Consider the following 6897-nt stretch of genomic DNA (forward strand, 5'->3'; position numbering starts at 1 on the left):
TATTTATGTTATAATCTTGACCATGAACGAAGGGCAAGATTGGATTTATACCGATACCGTAAAAGACCACTTTTTGAACCCGCGCAACTTCCTTATGGGCGACGAGAGCAAGTTTGAGTGCGACGCTACCGGTATAGTAGGTAACCCTATCTGTGGTGACCAGATGAAAATGTTTATCAAAGTTGACCCGATAACCGACAAAATCACCGACCTACGCTGGAAGACTTACGGTTGCGCTTCAGCCATCGCTTCTACCTCAGCGCTTTCCGAACTTGCTAAGGGGAAGACTCTAGACGAAGCCCTCAAGATCTCTGCCGAAGATATTGATAACTACCTTGGGAAACTCCCCAAGCACAAGTTTCATTGTTCTGTTTTGGGCCACGATGCGTTAAGGAACGCTATCGAGAATTATCGGCAGCAATAGTGCTAATTTGTTGTAGTCTTTCAATAATTCCTGGCAACACCCGCATTACCGCCTCTACGTCTTCCTTGGTATTTTCTAACCCAAAAGAGAACCGTATCGAAGAATGCGCCACCTCGGCATCCCCAGTTTTTGCCATTAGTACGTGTGATGGCTTAGTGTCTCCGGCCGCACAGGCTGAACCAGTAGAAACCACTATCTCCTCTGCATCTAGATATAACTGGATAGATTCACCTTCCGCTGCCTGAAAAGATGCGTTTAAGATATTTGGTAGGGAGACACCCGGTGTTAAGTCTGTATTAAGCGAGCTTCCTGGAATCTCGGCTAGGATTCTCTCAGCCAGCTCATCCCTTAAATCACGTATTGTAGTGTCGTATTTCTTCCAGGTTTTTTCTCTTAAAACATATTCTAATGCCGCACCAAACCCTACAATACCCACCGTGTTATAAGTGCCACCTCGCCGTTTATTTTCCTGATTACCTCCGATAATCAAAGGTTTCAAAGGCACCCCTTTTCGTACATATAGCGCCCCCACGCCCACTGGCCCGCCTATTTTATGCGCGGAAAATGTCGCATAGTCCGCCCCTAACGCTTTCACATCTATCGGCATTTTACCTAGCGCCTGGGTTAGATCAGAATGCACGTAGGCACCTTTTTTTACTGCTACTAGTGGCTTCCCCCAACCATTCTTCTTATCAAACATTTCTGGACAATCTATGACCTTATCTCTACCGGCCCGCTCTACTACCCCAGCCAAATTCAAAACTTCTCCAATTTCGTTATTTACTAGCATATAAGAGTATAATTTTGGCAATTTTTCACCCCTATATTCTTGCGCCGTCTCTATAATAGAATGATGTTCCAGAGGCGAAGTCTCTATTTGATGCCCCTCAAAAGTGCGGATTACAGTATTATTGCTCTCTGACGCCCCCGAAGTAAAAATAATCTCTTCTGGCTCAGCATTTATCAGTCGCGCCAGTAATTCGCGCGTATGTTCTATTTGGTTCATTGCTAAATGTCCAGGGGTATGCAGGGCTGATGCGTTAGCAAAAAACCGCGTTTCCGCCTGGTGCATTGCCTTCATTACTTCAGGTAACAGCGGGCTCGTTGCTGCATAGTCTAAATAAACCATGCCCACATTATACCACGCTTGAATTTTTCGCCCTTAAGGTGTATATTAGAGAGGTATATTAAGAAGAGGTATAACAAAAATGGCTGACAAAGCGGGAGATTACGACTCGTCAGAAATTCGGGTACTAGAGGGCCTCGAGCCTGTCCGTTTACGCCCTGGCATGTATATCGGTTCTACCGGTTACGATGGCTTGCATCACCTTATCAAGGAAATCGCTGATAACTCTATCGACGAAGCTATCGCGGGCTACGCAAACAAAATTGATATCACTATCCTAAAAGACGGCGGCGTCCGTATCGACGACAACGGCCGCGGTATCCCTGTAGACATCCATCCCAAAACTGGTAAATCCACTCTAGAGACGGTTCTTACCGTGCTTCATGCTGGCGGTAAGTTCGGCGACGGCGGTTACAAGGTCTCATCTGGCCTACACGGTGTAGGCTCCTCAGTAGTAAATGCCCTTTCTACCCATATGGTAGCCGAAGTTTACCGCGACGGTAAATCTCACCATATTGAGTTTGATGTCGGTAAGCCCACTTCTGAGCTAAAGATCACCAAGGGCACTCCGCGTAATTCTGGTACCTCTATTACTTTCTATCCCGACCCCTCTATCTTTAAAGAAACCACCACTTTTGACTATAACTGGGTATCTAACTACGCCCGTCATCAGGCCTATCTTACCAAGGGCATCCTAATCACCGTCACAGATGAACGTACCGGTGCCCACGAAGCTTTCTACTTTGAGGGCGGTATCAAAAGTTACGTCAAACGCCTCAATAATGGCAAAGAAGTCCTCTCTGATGATATCTTCTATGTAGACAAGCAAATCGGTGACTCGGCTGTAGAAATTGCTTTGCAATACAACGACAGCTACGCCGAGACCATGAAACCTTTTGCTAACAACGTTCTTACCCCAGATGGTGGCATGCATGTAGTTGGTTTTCGCACCGGCCTTACCCGCACGGTGAACGATTACGCCCGCAAAAACGGTCTTTTGAAAGAGAAAGAAGACAACTTAACAGGGGACGACATCAAAGAAGGCCTCACCGCTGTTATCTTGGTAAAACTGCCCGATCCTCAGTTTGAAGGTCAGACCAAAAACAAGCTTGGCAACCCAGAGGTCCGCGGCTATGTAGACAAGGTAATGACCGAATATTTCGGCTATTATCTAGAAGAAAACCCCGCCATTGCTAAAAAAATCGTCAACAAAGCCACTCTCGCTGCCCGCGCTCGCAAAGCTGCCCGCGCCGCCAGAGATAACGTCATTAGAAAAGGCGCCTTTGAGGGTCTAAACTTGCCATCTAAACTCGCCGATTGTTCTAGCCGCAACAGGGAAGATTGCGAACTCTTCATCGTAGAGGGTAACTCTGCCGCTGGTTCTGCTAAGGAAGGCCGTAATCCGCAAATCCAAGCTATCTTGCCCCTTCGCGGTAAGGTACTAAATACCGAACGTGCCCGCCTAGATAAAATGCTCGCCAACCAAGAGCTCGTCTCTCTGATTAAAGGCCTCGGCGTAGGCATCGGGGAACAGTTCAATATAGATGGTCTGCGCTACGACAAAATTATCTTCATGACTGATGCCGACGTCGACGGTCTTCATATTGCCACTTTGCTTATGACTTTCTTCTTCCGCTATATGCCTCAAGTAATAGAGACAGGACATGTTTACTTAGCTAAACCACCTCTGTTTGGTTTAATCAAAGGCACCGGTAGTACCCGCAAGATAGATTATCTCTACGACGAAGTTGCTCTAGAAAATAAATTAACCGAGAAAATTGAAGAACGTCGCAAAAACGGTACCAAGATCGACGAATCTGGAGAGCGCTTTAAGCAAGCTGGCTACACCGCCCAGCAGCGCTTTAAGGGTCTAGGCGAAATGGACGCTAAGCAACTTTGGGAAACCACGATGGACCCAGAAAACCGCATCCTAGTCCAGGTACACATCGATGATGCTGAAAAGGCTGACGCAGTATTCACGAAGTTAATGGGAGACCAGGTCGACCTCCGCAAAAACTTCATCCAGGCCGGCGCTGCTAGCGTGGATTTGGATGATCTAGACTTCTAAGGAGAAAATATGGAAGACGATAAGAGTAAAAATAACCAAAATGTAGACCCTGAAGAATTATCTTCCGAGGACCGTAAGCTTGAGCGAGCGCCCTCGAGTGTGTCCGAGGGAGATGATTCTGAAGGGTCTAACACTATTGTTGATGGTATCGAGCGCCGTGGCGTCGAAAACACCATGGAGGAATACTTCCTGAAGTATTCCATGTCCGTTATTATTGACCGCGCACTCCCTGATGTCCGCGACGGCCTCAAGCCCGTAAACCGCCGTATTCTCTACACGATGAATAAAAACGGCTGGAAAGCCCCCCATGCTACAGTGAAATCCGCTCGTATCGTCGGTGACGTCATGGGTAAATACCACCCACACGGCGACTCGTCTATCTACATGGCAATGGTTAACCTCGCCCAGCCTTGGAAAATGCGCTACACTCTGATAGAAGGCCAGGGTAACTTCGGTTCAATGGATGGCGACGAACCAGCCGCTTACCGTTACACCGAGGCTCGTATGGATAAGGTTGGCGCCGAACTTCTCACTGATATAGAGAAAGACACCGTAGATTTCCGCGACAACTTTGACGGTACCGAACAAGAGCCAGTAGTATTGCCGGCCGCTTTGCCAAACATTCTCTTAAACGGCCAGATGGGTATCGCCGTAGGTATGGCTACCAATATCCCACCGCACAACCTTGGCGAGCTAGTAGATGCCACCGTTGCCCAGATAGATAACCCGGAAATTGCCCTAGATGAACTAATGAAATACGTCAAAGGCCCAGATTTTCCAACCGGTGCCGAAGTTTACGGGGGCGCCCCAATGCGCCAAGCTTACGCCACCGGTAAAGGCTCTGTCGTTATCCGCGCCGTCACTAATATTGAAGAGCGCAAAAATGGCCGCTACAACATCGTAGTTACCGAAGTTCCTTACGGCATGAGTAAAGAGGGCTTTATCGAGAAAGTTCGCGAGCTTGTCTTATCTAAAAAATTAGATCACATTGCCGATGCTCGTGACGAATCCGCCCGTGGTAAAATCCGCATTGTAGTAGAACTCAAAAAAGATGCCTTCCCAAAAAAGATTTTAAATCAGCTCTACAAGATGACTGGCTTGCAGACCGCTTTTCACTACAACATGCTAGCTCTAGTAGACGGTGTTCAACCGCGTATCTTAGGACTAAAGGAAATCTTAGGTGAATTCATCAAGCACCGCCAAAAGGTTGTCCGGCGCCGTACCGAGTTTGAGCTGAAAAAAGCCAAAGAGCGCGCTCATATCTTGGAAGGTTTGAAGATCGCTCTAGATAATATTGACGAAGTTATCAAAGTCATCCGTTCATCTTACGATGACGCCGATAAACAATTGATGAGCAAATTTGGTCTTTCAGAAATCCAGGCCAACGCTATCTTACAGATGCAACTTCGCCGTTTGCAAGGTCTAGAGCGCGACAAAATTGAAGAAGAATTAAAGCAGCTTCATGAGCTTATCGCCACGCTCGAAGCTATCCTTGCCGACGAGAACGAAATTCTACGCGTCATCAAGGAAGAGCTTATCGCCCTCAAAGATAAATATGGTGACAAGCGTCGTTCCAAGATTATCAATCACGAAGTTGGTAAATTCTCCGAAGAAGAACTCATCCCAGAAGAGGAGAGTGTTATTTTGCTCACCTCCGAAAACTATATGAAGCGCGTACCACAGACCGATTTCCGTAAACAGAATAGAGGTGGCAAAGGTAAGCGTGGTATGACTACCAAAGAAGAAGACGTCATCGCTCAGATTCTTACTGCCAATTCGCACGACTTCTTACTTTTCTTTACCAACCAGGGAAGATTGTTCCGCATGAAAGCTTACGAAGTGCCCCAGGCTTCTCTCGCCGCCAAGGGTACTGCCGCTGTTAACATGCTCAATATGCACCCAGAAGAGAAAATCACTGCCATCATCAAACAGGGTGACGCTGGCGCTAACGGTTACCTCTTCATGGCTACCAAGAAGGGCACTATCAAAAAATCTGCAATCAAAGACTTCTTTAACGTCCGTAGCAACGGTCTGATTGCCATTAAGCTAGACGAAGGTGACGAACTCAAATGGGTCCAAGAAACCACCGGCGAAAACGACATCGTTATTAGCACCTCTGCTGGCCAGGCCACTCGGTTCAACGAAAAAGAAGTTCGCGCCATGGGTCGCGCTGCTATGGGAGTGCGTGGTATGCGCCTCCGCCCGAAGGACGAAATTGTCGGTATGGATGTAGTAACTGATCCTAAGCAAAAGCTCATCGTGGTATCCGCCAACGGTTACGGCAAAGCCACCCTAGTTTCTAACTTCCCACCACACAAGCGAGGCGGTGTGGGCATTAAGGTAGCTGCTGTTACCGAAAAGACCGGCCCGATTGTGGCAGTTCATACTCTAGATCCACTCGCCAAAGAAGTAATTATGATGTCTACCAAGGGCCAGGCTATCCGCGTAGCGATGAAAGAGATCCCGACGCTCGGCCGTGCTACCCAGGGTGTTCGCATCATGAAAATGAGTGAAGGCGACAGCGTAGCTTCCATTGGAATAGTTTTGCCAGAAGAAGAGCAAGATAAACCGGCTTAAATTTCAAGAAACGTGACAAAAATTCAAAAAAAGTATTGACAAAAAACCCGGACTGCGATAAGATGGTATCAGTCTAAAGCTGCGAGTAGTTATTTTAACAGTCTTTGGAAATATTTTAACAATTTAGTTGTGCAATTAATCATCGTCAGTTTATATTTTATGTTGAGTTTTATCTTAGCAAAGCTAAGTATAGTTCTTCGCGTTCTCTGAAAAGAAACTAAAGTTTCTTTTCTCTCGAACGCTTGAACAATCAAACTAAACACTTTAATGGAGAGTTTGATCCTGGCTCAGGATGAATGCTGGCGGCGTGCCTAATACATGCAAGTCGAGCGGTAACAGGGTTTCACCGTTTCCTTGACACACTTGGCCAACGTGCAAGTGGAAGAATTCGAGGGAACAGTGAAACTGCTGACGAGCGGCGGACGGCTGAGTAACGCGTGGGAACGGACCCCAAACTGAGGGATAACTACTCGAAAGAGTGGCTAATACCGCATGTGATCTTCGGATTAAAGGATTTATCCGGTTTGGGACTGGCCTGCGTACGATTAGATAGTTGGTAGGGTAACGGCCTACCAAGTCGACGATCGTTAGATGGTTTGAGAAGATGATCATCCAGACTGGGACTGAGACACGGCCCAGACTCCTACGGGAGGCAGCAGTAGGGAATCTTTCACAATGGGCGAAAGCCTGATGGAGCAACGC

The 6897-nt window shown here is 47.2% G+C and carries 4 protein-coding genes and 1 rRNA gene; 4 read left to right on the forward strand and 1 reads right to left on the reverse strand.

The annotated features are described in order from the left end of the window. Positions 1-22 precede the first annotated feature (22 nt). Positions 23-424 (forward strand): iron-sulfur cluster assembly scaffold protein, encoded by a 402-nt coding sequence (locus G3RUM_RS02385; protein ID WP_129735021.1) that lies wholly within the window; start codon positions 23-25, stop codon positions 422-424. On the opposite strand, the gene G3RUM_RS02390 is transcribed toward G3RUM_RS02385, so the two are convergent. Further along, positions 399-1553 carry a cysteine desulfurase family protein gene (locus G3RUM_RS02390; protein ID WP_129735023.1) on the reverse strand — a complete coding sequence of 385 codons (1155 nt, stop codon included), beginning with the start codon at positions 1551-1553 and terminating at the stop codon, positions 399-401. The two genes, G3RUM_RS02385 and G3RUM_RS02390, sit on opposite strands and share 26 nt — an antisense overlap. A gap of 79 nt (positions 1554-1632) precedes the next feature. Between G3RUM_RS02390 and G3RUM_RS02395 the strand changes: the two genes are divergently transcribed. The 3 genes from G3RUM_RS02395 to G3RUM_RS02405 all read left to right on the forward strand — a co-directional run. Next, on the forward strand, positions 1633-3618 hold the full coding sequence (locus G3RUM_RS02395) for a DNA gyrase/topoisomerase IV subunit B (RefSeq protein ID WP_129735025.1): 1986 nt from the start codon (positions 1633-1635) through the stop codon (positions 3616-3618). Positions 3619-3627: 9 nt separating this feature from the next. Then, positions 3628-6195: a DNA gyrase subunit A gene (gyrA, locus tag G3RUM_RS02400; RefSeq protein ID WP_129735027.1), complete on the forward strand. Its 2568-nt coding sequence runs from the start codon at positions 3628-3630 to the stop codon at positions 6193-6195. Between the two features lie 264 nt (positions 6196-6459). Beyond that, positions 6460-6897: ribosomal RNA gene (locus tag G3RUM_RS02405) — 16S ribosomal RNA — on the forward strand; the annotation flags it as partial.

The sequence above is a fragment of the Candidatus Nanosyncoccus alces genome (assembly GCF_004138395.1).
Classification (GTDB): domain Bacteria; phylum Patescibacteriota; class Saccharimonadia; order Saccharimonadales; family Saccharimonadaceae; genus Nanosyncoccus; species Nanosyncoccus alces.

Bases quoted from the DNA above. Each gene is read 5' to 3' on its own strand.
- G3RUM_RS02395 (WP_129735025.1), top strand. From the start codon at position 1,633: ATGGCTGACAAAGCGGGAGATTACGACTCGTCAGAAATTCGGGTACTA.
- G3RUM_RS02390 (WP_129735023.1), bottom strand. From the start codon at position 1,553: ATGGTTTATTTAGACTATGCAGCAACGAGCCCGCTGTTACCTGAAGTA.
- gyrA (WP_129735027.1), top strand. From the start codon at position 3,628: ATGGAAGACGATAAGAGTAAAAATAACCAAAATGTAGACCCTGAAGAA.
- G3RUM_RS02385 (WP_129735021.1), top strand. From the start codon at position 23: ATGAACGAAGGGCAAGATTGGATTTATACCGATACCGTAAAAGACCAC.